At 71.3% G+C, this 17,541-nt stretch carries 12 protein-coding genes; 5 read left to right on the top strand and 7 right to left on the bottom strand.

Annotation, left to right across the window (positions count from 1 at the left end):
* Positions 1-66: 66 nt before the first annotated feature.
* The gene (locus AB0K82_RS35030) at positions 67-1,758 is read right to left on the bottom strand and encodes a cholesterol oxidase substrate-binding domain-containing protein (RefSeq protein WP_364405303.1); all 1,692 of its coding nucleotides are present in this window, start codon (positions 1,756-1,758) and stop codon (positions 67-69) included.
* Between the two features lie 378 nt (positions 1,759-2,136).
* Here AB0K82_RS35030 and AB0K82_RS35035 point away from each other — a divergent pair, with 378 nt between their 5' ends.
* Positions 2,137-3,423, top strand: coding sequence for an alkaline phosphatase family protein (locus AB0K82_RS35035; protein WP_364405305.1), 1,287 nt, complete (start codon positions 2,137-2,139; stop codon positions 3,421-3,423).
* Between the two features lie 40 nt (positions 3,424-3,463).
* On the opposite strand, the gene AB0K82_RS35040 is transcribed toward AB0K82_RS35035, so the two are convergent.
* On the bottom strand, positions 3,464-4,939 hold the full coding sequence (locus tag AB0K82_RS35040; RefSeq protein WP_364405306.1) for an NAD(P)/FAD-dependent oxidoreductase: 1,476 nt from the start codon (positions 4,937-4,939) through the stop codon (positions 3,464-3,466).
* A 97-nt stretch (positions 4,940-5,036) separates the two neighbouring features.
* Between AB0K82_RS35040 and AB0K82_RS35045 the strand changes: the two genes are divergently transcribed.
* Together AB0K82_RS35045 and AB0K82_RS35050 are read left to right on the top strand one after the other, a co-directional pair.
* On the top strand, positions 5,037-5,660 hold the full coding sequence (locus AB0K82_RS35045) for a TetR/AcrR family transcriptional regulator (protein WP_364405308.1): 624 nt from the start codon (positions 5,037-5,039) through the stop codon (positions 5,658-5,660).
* 155 nt (positions 5,661-5,815) lie between these two features.
* Entirely contained in the window at positions 5,816-6,364 is a 549-nt protein-coding gene (locus tag AB0K82_RS35050) for a Uma2 family endonuclease (protein WP_364405310.1), read from the top strand.
* A 17-nt stretch (positions 6,365-6,381) separates the two neighbouring features.
* Here the strand turns inward: AB0K82_RS35050 and AB0K82_RS35055 are convergent, their stop codons facing one another.
* Positions 6,382-6,813: a nuclear transport factor 2 family protein gene (locus AB0K82_RS35055; RefSeq protein WP_364405312.1), complete on the bottom strand. Its 432-nt coding sequence runs from the start codon at positions 6,811-6,813 to the stop codon at positions 6,382-6,384.
* Positions 6,814-6,925: 112 nt separating this feature from the next.
* Between AB0K82_RS35055 and AB0K82_RS35060 the strand changes: the two genes are divergently transcribed.
* Positions 6,926-8,992, top strand: coding sequence for an ABC transporter ATP-binding protein (locus AB0K82_RS35060; RefSeq protein ID WP_364405314.1), 2,067 nt, complete (start codon positions 6,926-6,928; stop codon positions 8,990-8,992).
* A 50-nt stretch (positions 8,993-9,042) separates the two neighbouring features.
* On the opposite strand, the gene AB0K82_RS35065 is transcribed toward AB0K82_RS35060, so the two are convergent.
* From AB0K82_RS35065 to AB0K82_RS35075, 3 genes are read right to left on the bottom strand one after another with little or no spacing between them, the layout of a single operon-like run.
* Positions 9,043-9,741 (bottom strand): RNA methyltransferase, encoded by a 699-nt coding sequence (locus tag AB0K82_RS35065; protein ID WP_364405316.1) that lies wholly within the window; start codon positions 9,739-9,741, stop codon positions 9,043-9,045.
* Positions 9,742-9,796: 55 nt separating this feature from the next.
* On the bottom strand, positions 9,797-10,804 hold the full coding sequence (locus tag AB0K82_RS35070) for a cytochrome d ubiquinol oxidase subunit II (RefSeq protein WP_364405318.1): 1,008 nt from the start codon (positions 10,802-10,804) through the stop codon (positions 9,797-9,799).
* The gene (locus tag AB0K82_RS35075) at positions 10,801-12,156 is read right to left on the bottom strand and encodes a cytochrome ubiquinol oxidase subunit I (RefSeq protein ID WP_364405320.1); all 1,356 of its coding nucleotides are present in this window, start codon (positions 12,154-12,156) and stop codon (positions 10,801-10,803) included. Before AB0K82_RS35075 ends, AB0K82_RS35070 begins: the two co-directional genes overlap by 4 nt.
* Before the next feature lie 184 nt (positions 12,157-12,340).
* Between AB0K82_RS35075 and AB0K82_RS35080 the strand changes: the two genes are divergently transcribed.
* Entirely contained in the window at positions 12,341-13,516 is a 1,176-nt protein-coding gene (locus tag AB0K82_RS35080) for a winged helix DNA-binding domain-containing protein (protein ID WP_364405322.1), read from the top strand.
* Positions 13,517-13,526: 10 nt separating this feature from the next.
* Here AB0K82_RS35080 and hrpA read toward each other — a convergent pair whose 3' ends face one another.
* Positions 13,527-17,393, bottom strand: a complete 3,867-nt coding sequence (gene hrpA, locus AB0K82_RS35085) for an ATP-dependent RNA helicase HrpA (RefSeq protein WP_364405323.1) — start codon at positions 17,391-17,393, stop codon at positions 13,527-13,529.
* Positions 17,394-17,541: the final 148 nt, after the last annotated feature.

Consider the following 17,541-nt stretch of genomic DNA (forward strand, 5'->3'; position numbering starts at 1 on the left):
GCGGCTTAGGCGCCCAGATTGATGCTTGCTGTGCGGCCGCCCGCCGATACGGGCGACGTCGGTGGCTCAGGGCAGGAGCGTGTCCAGGAACGTGTTGCTGAACACCCGGTACGGGTCGTAGCCGTTCAGCGTGCTCCGCGCGGCGTCGAAACCGTCGCCGGCCGCCTGGCCCGCGTTCACGGCGTTCCGGATGGTCGAGGTGAGCATCGTCGTGTCGGCCCACGCCGCGCTGTTCGTGATCGCCCACGCCTTGGACCACTCGGGCCGTACGGTCGCGTACGAGCCCGTGTAGTTGGCGAAGATCCACTGTTCCATCTCGCGGTAGAAGGCGTTGCACTGTGGCGTGCCGGGGATGGTCCCCATGTCGAGCCAGACGCAGACGTCCCACTCGGGATGGTCGGGCCGGGGCCGTACGGACGACAGTTGGGGCGTGACCGCGCCGCTCACCCCCGACTCCGCCGGCTGGTCCAGGCCGGTCACCCGGATCTCGATCGGGCCGTTCATCGGGTACTGCCCCTGCGCCTTGTAGGCGTTGATCCGCGAGACGTACTGGGCGTAGAACTCGCTGACCACGCGCTGGATGTTCGCCCGCGCGGTGAGCACGGCGAAGCCGGCCTCGACGATCCGCAGGGTCGTCGGCTGCACGTACAGCAGGGTGTTCTTCGACCAGCCCCAGACGTCCCAGGTGCCGGTGGTGATCAGGCCCGAGCCGACGATCGACATCTCGAGGTTCTCGAAGGTGGGGGTGACGGAGACGTTCCCGCCCACGATCTGCTCGATGTAGTCGGACTGCTGCTGATTGATGAAGTTGGCGAACGTGTAGTTGTACGGGGCGGTCACCTGCTTGGACAGGAGCGGCTTGGTGGGGCTGAGCGACCAGAGTTTGATCCAGGGCACGGTCGTGAACGGGAACCAGATCACCTCGATCCGCCCGCATCCGTTCAGGAGGCTCGCGAAGGAGTTCGATCCGGCCGTGGCCGGCGCGGCGAACACGTCCGTGGCCTGGATGTCGTACCGGCTCTGGCACCGCAGGCGCTGGTTCGCGCCCACCTCCAGGGTGACCTCGGTGACGAACGCCCGGCCGAGATGGGCCAGGAACACCTTCATCGCGGGGTCGGTCCGGGTGAACGTCCGCAGCGTGAACGCGCTGCCGTTCCACACCACGGCGGTGAGGGACCGGATGAGGTTGCTCAGTGAGCCGTAGCTGGTCCCGGCGAGTCGGCTCTCACCCTGGGCGGGGATCGCCGAGCCGTGCGCGTTGATCGCGAGGACGCCGCCGAGCGTGATGTCCCCGGGCGCGGGGATGGCGGCGAACCCCAGACCGGCGGACTCGAGCGTGGCGAGCAGGGCGTCCATCGTGACGCCGGTCTGCGCGGTCACCGTGCCGGAGCCGACGCTGACGGACGTCAGGTGCTGGGTCGTGTCGACGAGGATGACCTTGCCGACGTCGGCGCCGTTCGGCACGAGGATCGGCGACCAGTTGTGTCCCATGCCCTTCGGCCGGACGCGGTAGCCGTTCGCCTGAGCCCAGTTCGCGACGGCCACGACGTCGGCCGGGGTGTTCGGCGCGCACGTCAGGGCGTTCGCGATGGTGATCTCTTCGGACCAGTTCTGGTACGCCTGCCGGTACAGCGGCAGGGGGAAGCCGGGCAGCGTGTCGGCGCGGGCGGGGACTCGGAAGGCGGGGACCCAGGTGAGGGCGGCCGCGCCCGCGGCGGCGAGCAGGCCGCGGCGGGAGAGGTGGGACGAGGAATCCATGGGGTGCTCCCGGGGGGAGCGGCGGTCCGTGGCGGCGGGCCGCCGGAAAGCAGCGAGAAGACGGCGGGTGCCGGCCGGAGGCGTCCCGCCGGGGTGACTCGGCCGCGGAGGTGGCCGGAGCCGTCAGGGCACGTGAGCGTCAACGCTTGCGCCGGTTATACGGCGGCGTCGGGCATTTGGTCAAGCACTTGCTTGGTATCGATTCGCCCGTGTGTCCCGGCGGGCTTCGGCCGCGGTCCCGCCCTTCCCACGTGACCGAGGACGCCGTGCGACTCCGCGTCACCTCGTGTCCGGAACCGGCCTCATGATCGGCCGTTCCCGCTCGGCCGCAGCCGTCATACTCGGCTCGGCAGCCGATCATCACGCTGGGAGGCGACGGTGGGCGAGGTCAGCCGACGCGGGTTCATCGCCGGGACGGCCGGGGCGGTGGCGGCGGGCGTCGTCGCCACCGAGCACCTGACGGAGGGCAGGGCGGAGGCGGCCGTACGCCTGCCCGCGCCACAGCGGTCGGGCATCGACCACATCGTCGTCGTGATGATGGAGAACCGCTCCTTCGACCACTACCTCGGCTGGCTGCCGGGCGCGGACGGCCGGCAGGCCGGGCTGACGTACACCGACCGCGACGGCGTGCCGCACGAGACGCACCACCTGACCGTGCCGCACGGCTGCGGCTTCAACGACCCCGACCACTCCTACGAGGGCGGGCGGGTGGAGTTCAACGACGGCGCCTGTGACGGCTGGCTGCGCGCCGGGACGAACGATCTGCTCTCCATCGGCTACTACGAGGCCGCCGACCTGGGGTTCTACGGCCGCGCGGCACGGGACTGGACGGTCTGCGACCGGTATTTCGCCGCCATGATGGGCCCGACGTTCCCCAACCGGTTCTTCCTGCACGCGGCGCAGACCGACCGGCGTACGACGTCGGTGGACAAGCTCGCCACCATGCCGACGATCTGGGACCGCCTGGCCGCCGGCGGCGTCAAGGGCCGCTACTACTACAGCGACGTGCCCTACACCGCGCTCTGGGGCACGCGGTATCTCGGGATCAGCCGCCCGATCGCGGAGTTCTACGCGGCGGCCGCGACCGGGACGCTTCCCGCGGTCTCGTTCGTGGAGCCCGGCTTCCTCGGCGAGGCGGTGCCCGGCCTGTCCGAGGACGAGCACCCGCTGGCCGACATCCGCCTGGGCCAGCACTTCCTGGGCAAGGTGCACGACGCGGTGGTCGCCGGCCCCGACTGGTCCAGGACGGTGCTGGTCGTCACGTACGACGAGTGGGGCGGCTTCTTCGACCACGTCGCCCCGCCCGCCGGCCCGGACCCCAACCCCGACCTCGGCGCCGGCCTGCGCGGTTTCCGGGTGCCCTGCGTGGTCATCTCACCGTGGGCCCGGCGCGGCCACGTGGCCCACCGCCTCTACGACCACACGTCGATCCTGAAGATGATCGAGTGGCGGTTCGGCCTGGACCCGCTGACCGTACGGGACGCGGCGGCGCGCAACCTCGCCGAGGTCCTCGACTTCACACAGCGGCCGCGGCTGAAGGTCCCGAGGTACGACGTCCCGCGCCCGCTGACCTTCGGCTGTATCATCCCCGACCACTCCCATTCCGGAGAGGACTGGGCGGACCTGGCGGCGCTCGCCCGGCACCGCCGCTTCGCCACGCCGTGACGGGCGGGCCCCGCTCGGCCGGGGCCCGGCCCCTGTCTCGTCACGCCCGGACGGGCTCTCCGGCTCCGGTCGGCGTCAGGTCGTAGTCCTCCCGGCGGGCGCGCCGGGTGCGCGCCCAGTACTCGAAGGTGAAGCCGGGCCACAGCGTGCGGTTGACGCCGTGCTCGTCGAGGTACCAGCTCTTGCAGCCGCCCTCGTTCCAGACCGCCCGGCGCAGCCTCTTCTGCAGACGGTCGTTGAACCGCCGCTGGGCCTCGGGCCGCGCCTCGATCGCCTCGGCGTTCTCCCGCGAGAGCAGGCGCAGGCAGCTCAGCACGTGCTGCACCTGCGACTCGATCATGAACACCACCGAGTTGTGGCCGAGACCGGTGTTGGGGCCCAGGAGCAGGAAGAGGTTCGGGAAGCCCGCCACCGTCACGCCGTGGTGGGCCTCGATGCCGTCGGCCCAGGCCTCCTGGATCTTCAGCCCGTCCCGCCCGACGATGTGCTGCTCGGAGAGCGCCTCGGTGACCTTGAACCCGGTGCCGTAGATGATGACGTCCACGTCGTACGCGGTGCCGTCCGCGGTCACCGGCCCGGTCTCGGTGATCTCCTTGATCGGCTCCGTCACCAGGTCGACGTGCGGGCGGGTCAGCGCCGGATAGTAGTCCGAGGACAGCAGGATGCGCTTGCATCCGATCGTGTAGTCCGGGGTGACCTTCGCGCGCAGCTCGGGATCGTCGATCTGCCGCTCGATGTGGCGGCGGGCCAGCTGCTCCATCGGCCCCATGAGCCGCGGGTCGAGGGTGAATCCGACCGCACGCGTCTCCAGCACCCAGTAGATCCCGTTACGGAAGGCGCGCTGCGCCCCGGGAACGTGCCGGAAGACGCGCCGCACCCGCTTGGACAGCGTGAAGTCGGGCTTCGGCTGGATCCACGGGGGCGTGCGCTGGAACACGTGCAGCCGGCCCGCCTCCTCGGCGACCCGCGGGATGAACTGGATCGCCGACGCGCCGGTGCCGATGACGGCGACCCTCTTCCCGGACAGGTCGGCCGACGGGTCCCACCGCGCGGAGTGGAAGGCCGTGCCCCGGAACCGCTCGGCGCCGGGGATGTCGGGGATGGACGGCACGTGCAGCGCGCCGATCGCGGAGACGACGGCCTTCGGCGTGAGGACCTCGCCGGAGGTCAGGGTGACCCGCCAGTGACGTGCCGTCTCCTCCCACTCCATCGTCTCGACGGCACAGCCGAAGCGCAGGTGCGGGCCGAGGTCGTACTTGTCGACGCAGTGCCGCAGGTAGTCCCAGATCTCCGGCTGCGGGGCGAACATCCGCGACCAGTCGGGGTTGAGCTCGAAGGAGAAGGAGTACATGTGCGACGGCACGTCGCACGCGCACCCGGGGTACTGGTTGTCGCGCCAGGTGCCGCCGAGGTCGTCGGACTTCTCCAGGATGACGAAGTCGTGGAAGCCCGCCCGCTTGAGCTGGATGGCCATGCCGAGGCCGCCGAATCCGGAGCCGATGATCGCGATCTTCACTGCGCCTCCTGGGCCGCCGCCGCTCTCTTTCGGAGTTACCACCAGTAAGTTACCAGCGGTAGGTTACCGCCGGTAGGTGGTGAGATAGAGTTCACACGTGATCCGCAATGACTCCGTGAAGCCGCGCCGCACGCGGATGTCCCGTGCAGACCGCGAGCGGCAGATGCTCGACGTCGCCGAGGAGGTCTTCGCCGAGCGGGGCTACGGCGCCGTCTCCATGGAGGAGATCGCCGAGCTCGTGGGGCTGTCCAAGCCGATGCTGTACGAGTACTTCGGTTCGAAGGAGGGGCTGCTGCTCGGCGTCATCCGGCGGGCGCGGGGAGAGCTTCGCGAGGTCACCGAGCGCGCCGTCGAGGCGGGCGGAACACCCGAGGAGATGCTGCGGCGCGGCTACATCGCCTACTTCCGGTTCAATGAGGCGCACCGCCGGGCGTGGCTCGTCCTCCTCCAGGAGCCGGTCCTGCTGCAGAGCGCGGCCGAGGAGATCGAGGGGATCCGCCGCCAGCAGAGCGAGATGATGGTCGGGCTGCTCGCCGTCCACCTGCCGGACCGGCCGCGCCGCGCCCTGGAGGCCTACGCCGAGAGCATCATCGGCGCCTGCGAGCGGATGGCCCTGTGGCGGGCGCGCAACCCCGAGGTCACCCCCGAAGAGGCCGCCGCCCACCTCATGGACCTCACCTGGATCGGCCTCGCGACCCTGAACTCTCCCGCCGCTGACTGAAACCGACGCGGGCGTGAGCTGAGAGTGGTCGATCGATTACGAAAAGTTGACTCGACAGGATTTTCGACTACGGTCAGTCCTACTCCTGTCACTTTGTGTCCTCGCACCGCAGAGGGAATGATGCACCTATGGCCGTCCAAGCCCTTGAGGTGCCCGTGGCTCGCAACGACGACATCCGAAGCGCCTTCCGAGAGGTCTGCGGCATCTTCCCGCAGCATCGGGTGGAGCTCGTCAACGGCCGGATCGTGGTGAATCCGGTGCCGACAGGAGACCACAACCGCATCGTCTACCAGTTGCTCTTGCAACTTCTCGCCGTGGTGCAGGGCCAAGGGTGGCAGATCTGGAACGACATCACGCTTTTTCTGGGACCGCAACGGGATCGCTACCGGCCGGATCTGACCGTCGTGCCGGCCGAGCCGAAGATGTGGGCGAAGGACCATGTTCACGGCGACCAGGTGCTCCTCGTCGTCGAGGTGGTCTCGGCGAGCAGCGTGACCGACGATCACCAGGTGAAACCCCTGCAGTACGCGGCGGGCGGAGTGCCGCTCCGCCTGGTGGTGGACGTCTTCGCGCGGAAGGTACGGCTCCTGTCGCAGCCGGGAGCCGACGGCTACGAGCAGAAGACCGACGTCGCCCTCGGCCGCCCGCTCGAGCTGCCGGAGCCGTGGAAGCTCACCATCGACACCGGGGCGCTCGCGGACTGAGCGGGGCTGGCCGGCGATCAGCCGATCGTGCGCCAGCACTGCTCCTGGATCAGTTCGCGGCTGCGCCAGCCGTCGGGTGTACGGACCAGCCGGTGGTGGTACCAGCCGCCCCCGCGGACGAATCCGGGCGTGGTCGCGGCGACCGTCGACCGCGACGGGGCGAGGGTGTCGGCGAACGACGCGCTGACCCGTGCCTCGTCGCCCTCGACCGTCATCGTCACCGCCCCGATCAGATGCTGCCGGCCGGGCCAGGCCGCCAGCACCTCGGCGAGCCAGCGCCTGACCGCGTCGCGGTCGCCCCGTACGCCGCCGGACGCGGAGAAGTCGATGACCGCGTCGGCGGTGAAGACCGAGTCGAGCAGTGCCCAGTCCCCGCCGTCCACGGCGCGGACATAGCGGGCGAGTAACTCGCCGAGCTCGAGCCGGTCGGCGATCTCCTGCACGTCCATTCCCGGATCATCCATCTCGCCAAACGGACGATCAATACCCGAACCGTCCTAAGGCCGGTGATCTTTCCAGCACGGAGAGACACTGCGGTCGGCTGCCACTGGGGGAGGCACGATGCGACGTGGTTCGACCACGCGAGCCGGGAACGAGCAGGCGGGGAGCGAGCAGCGGGGGAACGACGACCAGGCCCGTGCGAAGCAGGGCGGTCGCGGTCGGGACCGTGTCGAGCAGGGCGGGGACCGGCGGATAGGGCAGGTTCAGGAGGACGCGCGGGAGGCGAGCACGGGGGAGGGCGCCGTCGTCGGGGAGATGGCGGCGCTGCCCTGGCAGGCGCACTTGGGAGAATTGGCGGCGACGAGCCTGGCGGGGATGAGCCGTCGCCTGCCCACTCTGGTCGGCGCGGCGATCCGCCTGGCCTGGCGGGCGAGCCGGTTCGACACGCTGGCGACCGTCCTGCTCAACCTCGCCGCCGGAGTCTTCACGGCGTACGGGCTGCTGGCCACGTCCGGCGTCCTCACGGCGCTGTTCGCCGGCGGGGCGACGCCCGACCGGGTGCGGGCGGCCCTGCCGGCACTGGCGCTGGTCGCGGGCGCGGCGGCGCTCCGCTCCGGGTTGCAGTCAGGAGCGGGGTGGGCGCAGGCCCGGCTCAAACCGAAGGTCAACCGTATGGTCGAGACCCGCCTGTTCGACCTGACCATGCGGGTGGACCTGACGGCGTTCGACGACACCGACTTCCACGACGCCATGCACCGGGCCCGCCAGCGCGGCCTGTACGAGGCGTCGGCGGTGGTCCAGGAGGCGATCGACATCCTGACCGGCCTCGTCGGGCTGACGGCCGCGGCCGGAGCGCTCGGCGTGCTCCATCCCGTACTGCTGCCGCTGCTGCTCCTGACGGCGGTGCCCGACGGATGGGCGGCGGCGCGGTCGGCCCGGATGCGCTACCTGACGATCTTCACGCTGTCCCCGGTACGCCGTCGCAAGTGGGTCCTCGCCGACCTGATGGCCGATCGGGACTCCGCCGCGGAGATCCGCGCCTTCACGATGCGCGGCTTCCTGGGTCGCGAACACGACCGGCTCGGCGCCGACGAGTGCGCGGTCCACGTCGGTCTGGCCCGCCGTCAGACGGTCGTGCAGGTGCTCGGTGAGATCGCCGGCGGGCTCGCGACCGGGGCGGTGTACGTCGTGCTCGGCGTCCTGCTCGCGACCGGGGCCCTGCCCCTGGCCGTCGCGGGAACCGCGGTGCTGGCGATCCGCAGCGGGAAGACCTCGCTCGCGTCGCTCCTGTACGCGGTCAACCAGTGCTACGAGTCCGGGTTGTACTTCGCCGACTACCTCGACTTCTGCGCCGAGGCCGAGCGCCGGATCCCCGAACGACGGACCGGCCCGGTGCCCGTGACCTTCGACTCGATCAGCACCCAGGACGTCTGGTTCACCTACCCGGGAGCGGAGGAGCCCAGCCTTCGCGGGGTGTCGGTCCGGATCCGCGCGGGGCAGGTCGTCGCCCTCGTCGGGGAGAACGGCTCCGGCAAGACGACTCTGGCCAAGATCCTGGCGGGTCTGTACCGGCCGGACGCGGGCGAGGTCCGCTGGGACGCCGTCCGCCTGTCCGAGGTCGACCTCGAGCGGCTGCGCGAGAACGTCTCGGTGATCCCGCAGGACTACACCCACTGGCCCATGACGGCGCGACACAACATCGCGATGGGCCGTACGCCCGACGATGCCATGATCGCGGCGGCGGCCAGGGCCTCCGGGGCGGACGAGGTGATCGAGCCGCTCTCGCACGGGTACGGCACGCTGCTCGACCGGCGTTTCAAGGACGGTCACGAACTGTCGGGCGGGCAGTGGCAGCGGATCGCGGTCGCCCGCGGCTTCTACCGGGACGCCCCACTGCTGATCTGCGACGAGCCGACCGCCGCTCTCGACGCCCGCGCCGAGCACGCGCTGTTCGAGCGGATCCGCGGCCATGCCGACGGCCGCACGGTGCTACTGATCACGCATCGGCTCGCCAGCGTCCGCCACGCCGATCAGGTCTACGTCCTCGACCACGGCCGGGTCGTCGAGGAGGGGCCGCCCGCCGCGCTGCTGGCGGCCGGCGGCGTCTTCGGCGAGCTGTACGACCTGCAGGCGCAGGCGTACCGGCTGGAGGCCGATCAGAGGCGCGGACCGGGCCCGTCCCGCTGACCCACTTGGACGGCGACGGCCCCGGCAGGGGGAGGCGATGCCGTCGAGGATCAGGCGGTGGCGTGCCGCCGGATCCACTCGTACATCGCGACGCCGCTGGCCACGCCGGCGTTGATCGAGCGGGTCGAGCCGAACTGGGGTATGTGCAGGACGACGTCGGCGGCCTCCCGGGCCTCCTCCGACAGGCCCGGTCCCTCCTGGCCGAAGAGCATGAGGCACGCGGACGGCAACTCCGCGCTCTGGATCGGACGGGATCCGGGCAGGTTGTCGATGCCGATGATCGGCAGGTCGCGTTCGCGGCACCAGGCCACCAGATCGCCGGTCGCCGGATGGTGCCGTACGTGCTGGTAGCGGTCGGTGACCATGGCGCCGCGCCGGTTCCAGCGCCGGCGGCCGACGATGTGCACCTCCGCGGCGAGGAACGCGTTGGCGTTGCGGACGACGGAGCCGATGTTGAAGTCGTGCTGCCAGTTCTCGACGGCGACGTGGAAGGGGTGCCGCCGGGCGTCGAGGTCGGCGACGATCGCCTCGTTGCTCCAGTAGCGGTACTCGTCGACGACGTTGCGGCGGTCGCCGCCCGCGAGCAGTGCCGGGTCGAACCGCGGGTCGTCCGGCCAGGGCAGCGGATGCGGGCCGACCCCGACCTCGGCGGGTTCGGCCGGCGCGACGGTCTCGGGCACCGTCCCGTTCGCGGGCCCGATGCGGTCGTCGTTGTCCTGCGGGGGATGCGGTGCGACGTCGGACGTCATGGGCCCGAGCATAGAAGGTCACGACACTCGAGCCGTCCCCCGTGGTGGGTGCGGCTCAGTGCGGTTCGGCGCGCCTGCCGCGCTGGAACAGCGCGAAGAGCCAGACGAGCGACGGCACCAGCAGGACCAGCCCGATGAGGACCGAGGCGAGCGTGGCGTGCAGGACGGTGGGCTGGGCGGCGGCGTTCGCCACGGTGACGTGCGGGGGCAGGAGGAGGGGGTACTGCGCGACCGGCCAGCCCCAGATGACGGCGGCGACGGCGGTGGCGGCGGTGACCCGCGCGAGGGCGTACCGCCGCACGGCGAGCAGCGCCAGGGAGACGATTCCGGCGACCGCGGACAGGATGACGACGGGGAACGCCTGGCCGGTCAGGCCGGCGTACAGGCGCGGCGCGTCCTGGCGGATGACGAAGATGCCGCCGATCACGATGACGCCCGTGACCACCGCGGTGACGATCCCGCGGCGCCGGAAGGCGTCCGCCAGGCCGGGCTCACCCTCCCGGCGCGCGTCGGCGGTGAGGTAGACGGCCGCGAGGTACGCGGTCGTCGCGATCGCGAGCACGCCGCCGAGGAACGAGGTGGGGTTCAGCCAGCTTCCCACGATGTCGCCCTTCGCGAGCCCGGCCGGGACCCGCCCGGAGGCCACGCCGCCCGCGACGGTGCCGAGGAAGAACGGGGTCACCACGGAGGACAGCGCGAACGCGCCGCCGAACAGCCGCAGCTGCCAGAGTTCGGTGCTGGCCTTGCGGAACGCGAACGCCGCGCCACGGGCGATGATGCCGAACGCCACCAGCGTCAGCGGGATGTACATCGTCGAGGCGACCGAGGCGAACACGATCGGGAAGCACGTCCAGAAGAGCACGAGGACGAAGATCAGCCAGACGTGGTTGGCCTCCCAGACCGGTCCGATCGCGTGTTCGATGAGGCGGCGCTGTGCGTAACCGTGACGCGGGCCGCCCGCCAGGGCGTCCCAGAACCCACCGCCGAAGTCGGCGCCGCCCAGCAGGGCGTACATCGTGACCCCGGCCCAGGCCAGGGCCAGCAGCGCCTGCGCCGAGGTCACGGCGCGTACTCCTCGGTCCAGCCCTCCTGGGGCGCGGTGACCGGCCGGCTCCGCAGGCGGTTCAGCACGTAGACGGCCGCCACCGTCAGGACGGCGTAGACGGTCAGCACCGAGATCAGGCCGATCCACAGGCCCGGAACCGGGTTGACGGCCTCGGCGGTGCGCTGCCACCGCCAGACGATCCAGGGCTGCCGGCCCACCTCGGTGGTGACCCAGCCGGCCTCCAGGGCGACGGCGGCGGCCACGCCCGAGATCGCCGCCAGCCGCAGGAACCAGCGGGATCGCGGCAGGTCGCGGTGCCGCCACCAGGCGAGCGCCAGCCAGAGCCCCAGCAGGACCAGACCGAACCCGATCGCGACCATGGCCTGGAAGCCCAGGTGGACGGGGTTGATCGGCGGCCGGTCGGCGGGCGGGACCTCGGAGAGGCCGTGCACGACCGTGCCGGGCCGGTAGCCGACGAGCAGCGACAGCGCGTCCGGGACGCGCAGGGCGTACCGCATCCTCCCGCGGATGTACGCCCCGCCGACCGACAGCGGAACGTGTGACCCGGTGTGGTTGAGCCCCTCGATCGCGGCGAGCTTCGTCTGCTGGTTGGTCGCCAGGAACCTCGCCATCGAGTCGCCGACGACGACCTGCACCGGAGCGATGACCGCGGCCACGGTGAAGGGGAGCAGGAACCCGATCCGGTGGTACCGGTCCCGGCGCCCGCGGAGCATGCCCACCGCGTAGACGCTCGCGATCCCGAAACCGGCGACCATGAAGGCGGCCAGGACCATGTGCAGGACCTGCCGGGGCATCGCCGGGTTGAACATCGCCGCCCACGGCCGTACGTGGACGGGCCGCCCGTCGACCAGGTCGAAGCCGCGGGGCTGGTTCATCCAGGCGTTCGCCGCCACGATGAAGAACGCGGACGCGACGCCGGCCACGCAGACCGGCAGTCCGGTCAGCACGTGCCAGCGGCGCGGCAGCCGGTCCAATCCGTACAGGTAGATGCCCAGGAAGATCGCCTCGATGAAGAACGCGAACCCCTCCAGCGCGAACGGCAACCCCACGACCTGGCCGTACCTCGCCATGAGCCCGGGCCACAGCAGTCCCATCTCGAAGGACAGGATCGTGCCGGACACCGCGCCGACGGCGAACAGCACTCCCATCGCCTTCGCCCAGCGGTGCGCGAGGCGGATGTAGTCCTCGTTCCCGGTGCGGTACCCGCGCCACTCGGCGAACACGGTGAACGCCGGCATGCCGACCCCGAAGCAGGCCAGGATGATGTGCCAGCCGAGGGAGAACCCCATCTGCCCACGCGCCGCCAGCAGGTTCAACGGGTTCCCCACGGCCGCGAACGCTTCGGGCATGGCGACTCCTCACGGTCTGCGGCCCGGTCACCGGTGCGGCCGGCGCCGGTGACCGGCCGTCCTCCGGAGGACGCCGTGCCGGACCGGCGCGTCATGGCGCCTCGTGTACCCAGGTAGCGTGATCGTCACTCTCGGTGGTCTCCGCGAATCCCGAAGTGTCGGCCGAGTCCGTGATAATCGACGGATGACCGTACGGGCGATCAAGGCCGAGGAGCGCCGGGCGCGCCTCGGGGCACGGCATCTTCTCGCGAATCCGGCGGACACCGCCGTCGACGTCGCCCGCGCGCTGGTCGCGCTGCACGGCACCGACCCGGCGTCGGTGCACCTCGCCGCGGCGGCCCGGATGCGGGTTCCCGACGTCGGCGCCGTCGAGCGGGCACTGTACGACGACCGGCTGCTGCTGCGGATGCTGGCCATGCGGCGGACGGTCTTCACCGTCCCGACCGAGTCGGCCCCGGTCGTCCAGGCGGCCTGCTCCGACGACGTGGCGCGGCGTGAGCGCCGGAAGACCCTCGGGTTCATCGGGCAGGCGGGCCTCGGCGACGACGCCTGGCTGCGCGAGGTGGAGGAGGCCACGGTGGCCGCGCTGCGGGCCCGCGGCGAGGCGTTCGCCGCCGACCTGGCCGACGACGTGCCACGGCTGAAGGAGCGCATCCTGCTGTCCGAGGGCAAGGCGTACGAGGCCCGGCCGACCATCGCCAACCGGGTGCTGCTCGTCCTGGCCGCCGAGGGCCGGATCGTCCGCGGCCGGCCGCGTGGCTCCTGGACGAGCAGCCAGTTCAGCTGGTCGCCGATCGAGGGGTGGCTGCCCGACGGCCTGCCGCGCGTCCCCGTGGAGGAGGCGCGGGCCGAGCTGATCCGCCGGTGGCTCGGCGCGTACGGGCCCGGGACCGCCACGGACCTGAAGTGGTGGACCGGGCTGACCCTCACCCAGGTCAGGAAGGCCCTGGAGCGGATCGCCGTCGAGCGGGTCGAACTCGACGGCGAGGACGGGTACGTCCTGGCCGATGACGTGGAGCCCGTGCCCGATCCGGGCCCCTGGGTGGCGCTGCTGCCCGCCCTGGACCCGACGGTCATGGGCTGGGCGGGGCGCGGCTGGTATCTCGGCGCGCACGGTCCGCTCCTGTTCGACCGCAACGGCAACGCCGGCCCCACGGTCTGGTGCGACGGGCGGGTCGTCGGCGGCTGGGCGCAGCGCCCGGACGGCGAAGTGGTCTACCGGCTGCTGGAGGACGTCGGCGCCGAGGCGGCCTCCGCCGTCGCCGCCGAGGCCGCCCGGCTCACCTCATGGCTGGGAGCCGTACGGCTCGCCCCCCGTGCCCGGGGCCGTTCCCGGATCGAGGCGGAACTCGTCGCCTGACCGGCGGGTCCTAAGACGCGGCGGCCTGGTCGAGGGCCTTGAGAATGCGTTTCTCCGAGACGGGGTACGCGGTGCCGAGCTGCTGGGCGAAGAAGCTGACCCGCAGCTCCTCGATCATCCAGCGGACCTGCCGGATGTCCGCGTTGCCGGGCCGGGCGTCGCGGGCCCGGATGTAGGCGGCCTCGACCTGCTGGATCCGCTGCATGCGCTGGCGGTCGCCGTACGGGTCTTCGGGGAGCTTGTCGAGCCGGCGTTCGACCGCCCGCAGGTAGCGCAGGAGGTCGGGCAGCCGCCGGCGGCCGGTGGTGGTGACGAAGCCGGGATAGATCAGCCGGGACAGCTGCGCGCGGACGTCGGTGAGCGCGGGGATCAGCGTGGGGCTGTTCGTGCTCTTCAGCCTGCGTTCGACCTGGTGGGCCGCCGCCAGGATGCGCTGTACGTGGGCGAGGACGTCGGCCGCGGTGTCGGCGAGGTCGGCGCGGACGTGATCGGTGAGGCGCCGGAAGCCCGCCTCGTCCCAGGCGGGCCCGCCGCCCTCGGTGATCAGGTGGTCGGCCGCGCAGGCGACGCAGTCGTCGAGGAGCGCCGCGACGCCGCCGTGCGGATTGTGGCTGAGCACCAGCTTGGCCTGGTTGTCCAGCCTGCCCTGCAGGTATTTCAGCGGGGAGGGGCTGTTCAGCAGGACGAGCCGCCGGGTGCCGCGCCACATGGCCCGTGCCTGCTCGGCCTCGGTGGCGTAGGTGCGCACGGCCACGCTGTCGCCCTCGTCGGTGAGCGCCGGGTACGCCTTGACGCGGCCCTGCTCGTACACCCGCGCGAGCGCGCCGATGTCCCAGGCGCGCAGGCCCTTCCGCTCGATGTCGTCGGCGGCCTTCGACAGCGTCGCGGACACCTTCGGCGCCAGGCGGCGCTTCAGCGCGGCGAGGTCCTTGCCCTCGGCGAGGGTCCGGCGGTGGTCGGTCACCCGATAAGTGATCTTCAGGTGGTCGGGGACGCGGGACAGGTCCCATGCCTCGCGGGGAACCGTGACGCCGGTCATCGCGCGCAGCTCGCGCTCCAGGGCGTCGAGCAGCGGTCCCGAGCCGGGGGTCATCCGCGCCAGGACGTCGCGGGCGACGTTCGGCGCGGGGACGAAGTTGACGCGCAGCTGCTTGGGCAGCGACCGGATCAGCTCGGTCACGAGGTCCTGCCGCAGGCCGGGGATCTGCCAGTCGAACTCCTCGCCGCCGACCTGGTTCAGCACCGGCAGCGGGATGTGCACGGTCACGCCGTCGGCGTCCGTGCCCGGCTCGAACTGGTACGACAGCCGGAACCGGTGCCCGTCCGCCTGCCAGACGTCCGGGTAGTCGGCCTCGCTGACCTCCCCGGCGGCGTCGTTGACCAGCATGGAGGTCGAGAACGTGAGCCGCTGCGGCTCGTCGCGCTGCGCCTTCTTCCACCAGGCGTCGAAGTGGCGTGCGGAGACCACGTCGGCGGGCACGCGCTCGTCGTAGAACGCGAAGAGGGTCTCGTCGTCGACGACGATGTCGCGGCGCCGCGCCCGGTGCTCCAGCTCCTCGGCCTGCTCGAGCAGCCGCCGGTTGTCGCGCAGGAAGCGGTGGTGGGAGTCCCAGTCGCCCTCCACGAGCGCGTGGCGGATGAACAGCTCCCGGCACAGCTCCGGGTCGATCCTGGCGTAGTTCACCTTGCGCTGCGCGACGATCGGCACGCCGTACAGCGTGACCTTCTCGTACGCCATCACGGCGCCCTGGTTCTTCTCCCAGTGCGGCTCGCTGTAGGTGCGCTTGACCAGGTGGCCGGCGAGCGGCTCGACCCACTCGGGCTCGATCTTGGCGGCCATGCGCGCCCACAGCCGGGACGTCTCGACGAGCTCCGCCGCCATCACCCAGCGCGGCGGCCGCTTGGCGAGCGCGGAGCCCGGGAAGACGGCGAACCGGGCGTTCCGGGCGCCGAGGTACTCGCGTGGGCCGCGCCGGGCGTCGTCCTTGCCGCCGGTCTTCTTCTCGGTGTCGAGCAGGCCGATGTGCGACAGCAGGCCCGCCAGCAGCGACACGTGGACGCGCTGCGGATCCGCGGGAGTGGTGTTGAGGGTGATGCCGAGGTCCTTGCCGACCTGCCGCAGCTGACCGTAGATGTCCTGCCACTCGCGGATGCGCAGGTAGTGGAGGTACTCCTGCTTGCACAGCCTGCGGAACTGGTTGCCGGACAGCTCCTTCTGCCGCTCTCTCAGGTGGTTCCAGAGGTTGAGGTAGGCCAGGAAGTCCGATTCCTTGTCGGCGAACCGGGCGTGCTGCTGGTCGGCGGCGGCCCGCTTGTCCGCCGGGCGCTCGCGCGGGTCCTGGATCGACAGCGCGGCGGCGATGACCATGACCTCGTGCACGCAGCCGTTCCGGTCGGCCTCCAGCACCATGCGGGCCAGCCGCGGGTCGACGGGCAGCTGCGCGAGCTTGCGGCCCAGCGACGTCAGCCGGTCCCCGTCGAGCGCGCCGAGCTCCTGCAGGAGGTTCACGCCGTCCTTGACGTTGCGGCGGTCCGGCGGGTCGATGAAGGGGAAGTCGAGGATGTCGCCCAGCCCCAGGTCCGTCATCTGCAGGATGACCGAGGCGAGGTTGGTGCGCAGGATCTCGGCGTCGGTGAACTCCGGGCGGGCGAGGAAGTCCTCCTCGGAGTACAGCCGGATGCAGATGCCCTCGGAGACGCGGCCGCAGCGGCCCTTGCGCTGGTTGGCCGAGGCCTGCGAGACCGGCTCGATCGGCAGCCGCTGGACCTTCGTGCGGTGGCTGTAGCGCGAGATGCGAGCGGTGCCCGGGTCGATGACGTACTTGATGCCCGGCACGGTCAGCGACGTCTCGGCGACGTTGGTGGCCAGGACGATGCGCCGGCCGCGGTGCGGCTGGAAGACCCGGTGCTGCTCGGCCGTCGACAGCCGGGCGAACAGCGGCAGCACCTCGGTGTTCTTGAGTTTGCGCTTCTCCAGGGCGTCGGCGGTGTCGCGGATCTCCCGCTCGCCGGACAGGAACACCAGGACGTCGCCCGGCTGCTCCAGGGCCAGCTCGTCCACCGCGTCCATGATCGCCTGGACCTGGTCGTCGTCCTCCTCGACCGGGCGGTAGCGCACCTCGACCGGGTAGGTGCGGCCGGACACCTCGATGATCGGTGCGTCGTCGAAGTGCTTGGAGAACCGCTCGGGATCGATCGTCGCCGAGGTGATGATCACCTTCAGGTCGGGGCGCTTGGGCAGCAGGCGCTTGAGGTAGCCCAGGATGAAGTCGATGTTCAGGCTGCGCTCGTGCGCCTCATCGATGATCAGCGTGTCGTAGCGGCGCAGCATCCGGTCGCGGGACATCTCCGCCAGCAGGATGCCGTCGGTCATGAGCTTGACCAGCGTGTCCTCACCGGAGTGGTCGGCGAAGCGCACCTGGTAACCGACGGTCTCGCCCGGCTCCGTGTCCAGCTCCTCCGCGATCCGGTCGGCGACCGTCCGCGCCGCCAGCCGGCGCGGCTGGGTGTGCCCGATCAGCCCCTTGACGCCCCGGCCGAGCTCCAGGCAGATCTTGGGCAACTGAGTGGTCTTGCCGGACCCGGTCTCACCGGCGACGATCACGACCTGGTGGTCCGCGACGGCCTTGAGGATCTCGTCCTTCTTCTGGCTGACCGGCAGCGCCTCGGGATAGGTGACCGCCGGGATCGAGGCCCGGCGGCGCGCGACGCGGCGCTCCGCGGCCTCCACCTCCGCGGTGACCTCCGCGAGGATCTTGTCCCGGGCCTCGGCGGCGCGCACCTTGCGCAGTCCGTCGAGACGACGACGTAGCCGATGCCGGTCGCGCAGCATCAGCTCGGGCAGGCGGGTCTGCAGGTCGGTAATCGAAGATCCCATCGCAACCGGAAGGATAGGCAGGCAGCCGGACAAGTCCAGCCTCCGGCGTCCACCGTGCCCGATCGGCGGACATCGCGCCACCCGATTTCCGCCGCCCTCAGGCCGGCGGACCGGGGCCACCGTTCCAACGCCGGTTCGTCGTGATCTG

The organism is Actinoallomurus sp. NPDC052274 (assembly GCF_040679475.1).
Classification (GTDB): domain Bacteria; phylum Actinomycetota; class Actinomycetes; order Streptosporangiales; family Streptosporangiaceae; genus Actinoallomurus; species Actinoallomurus liliacearum.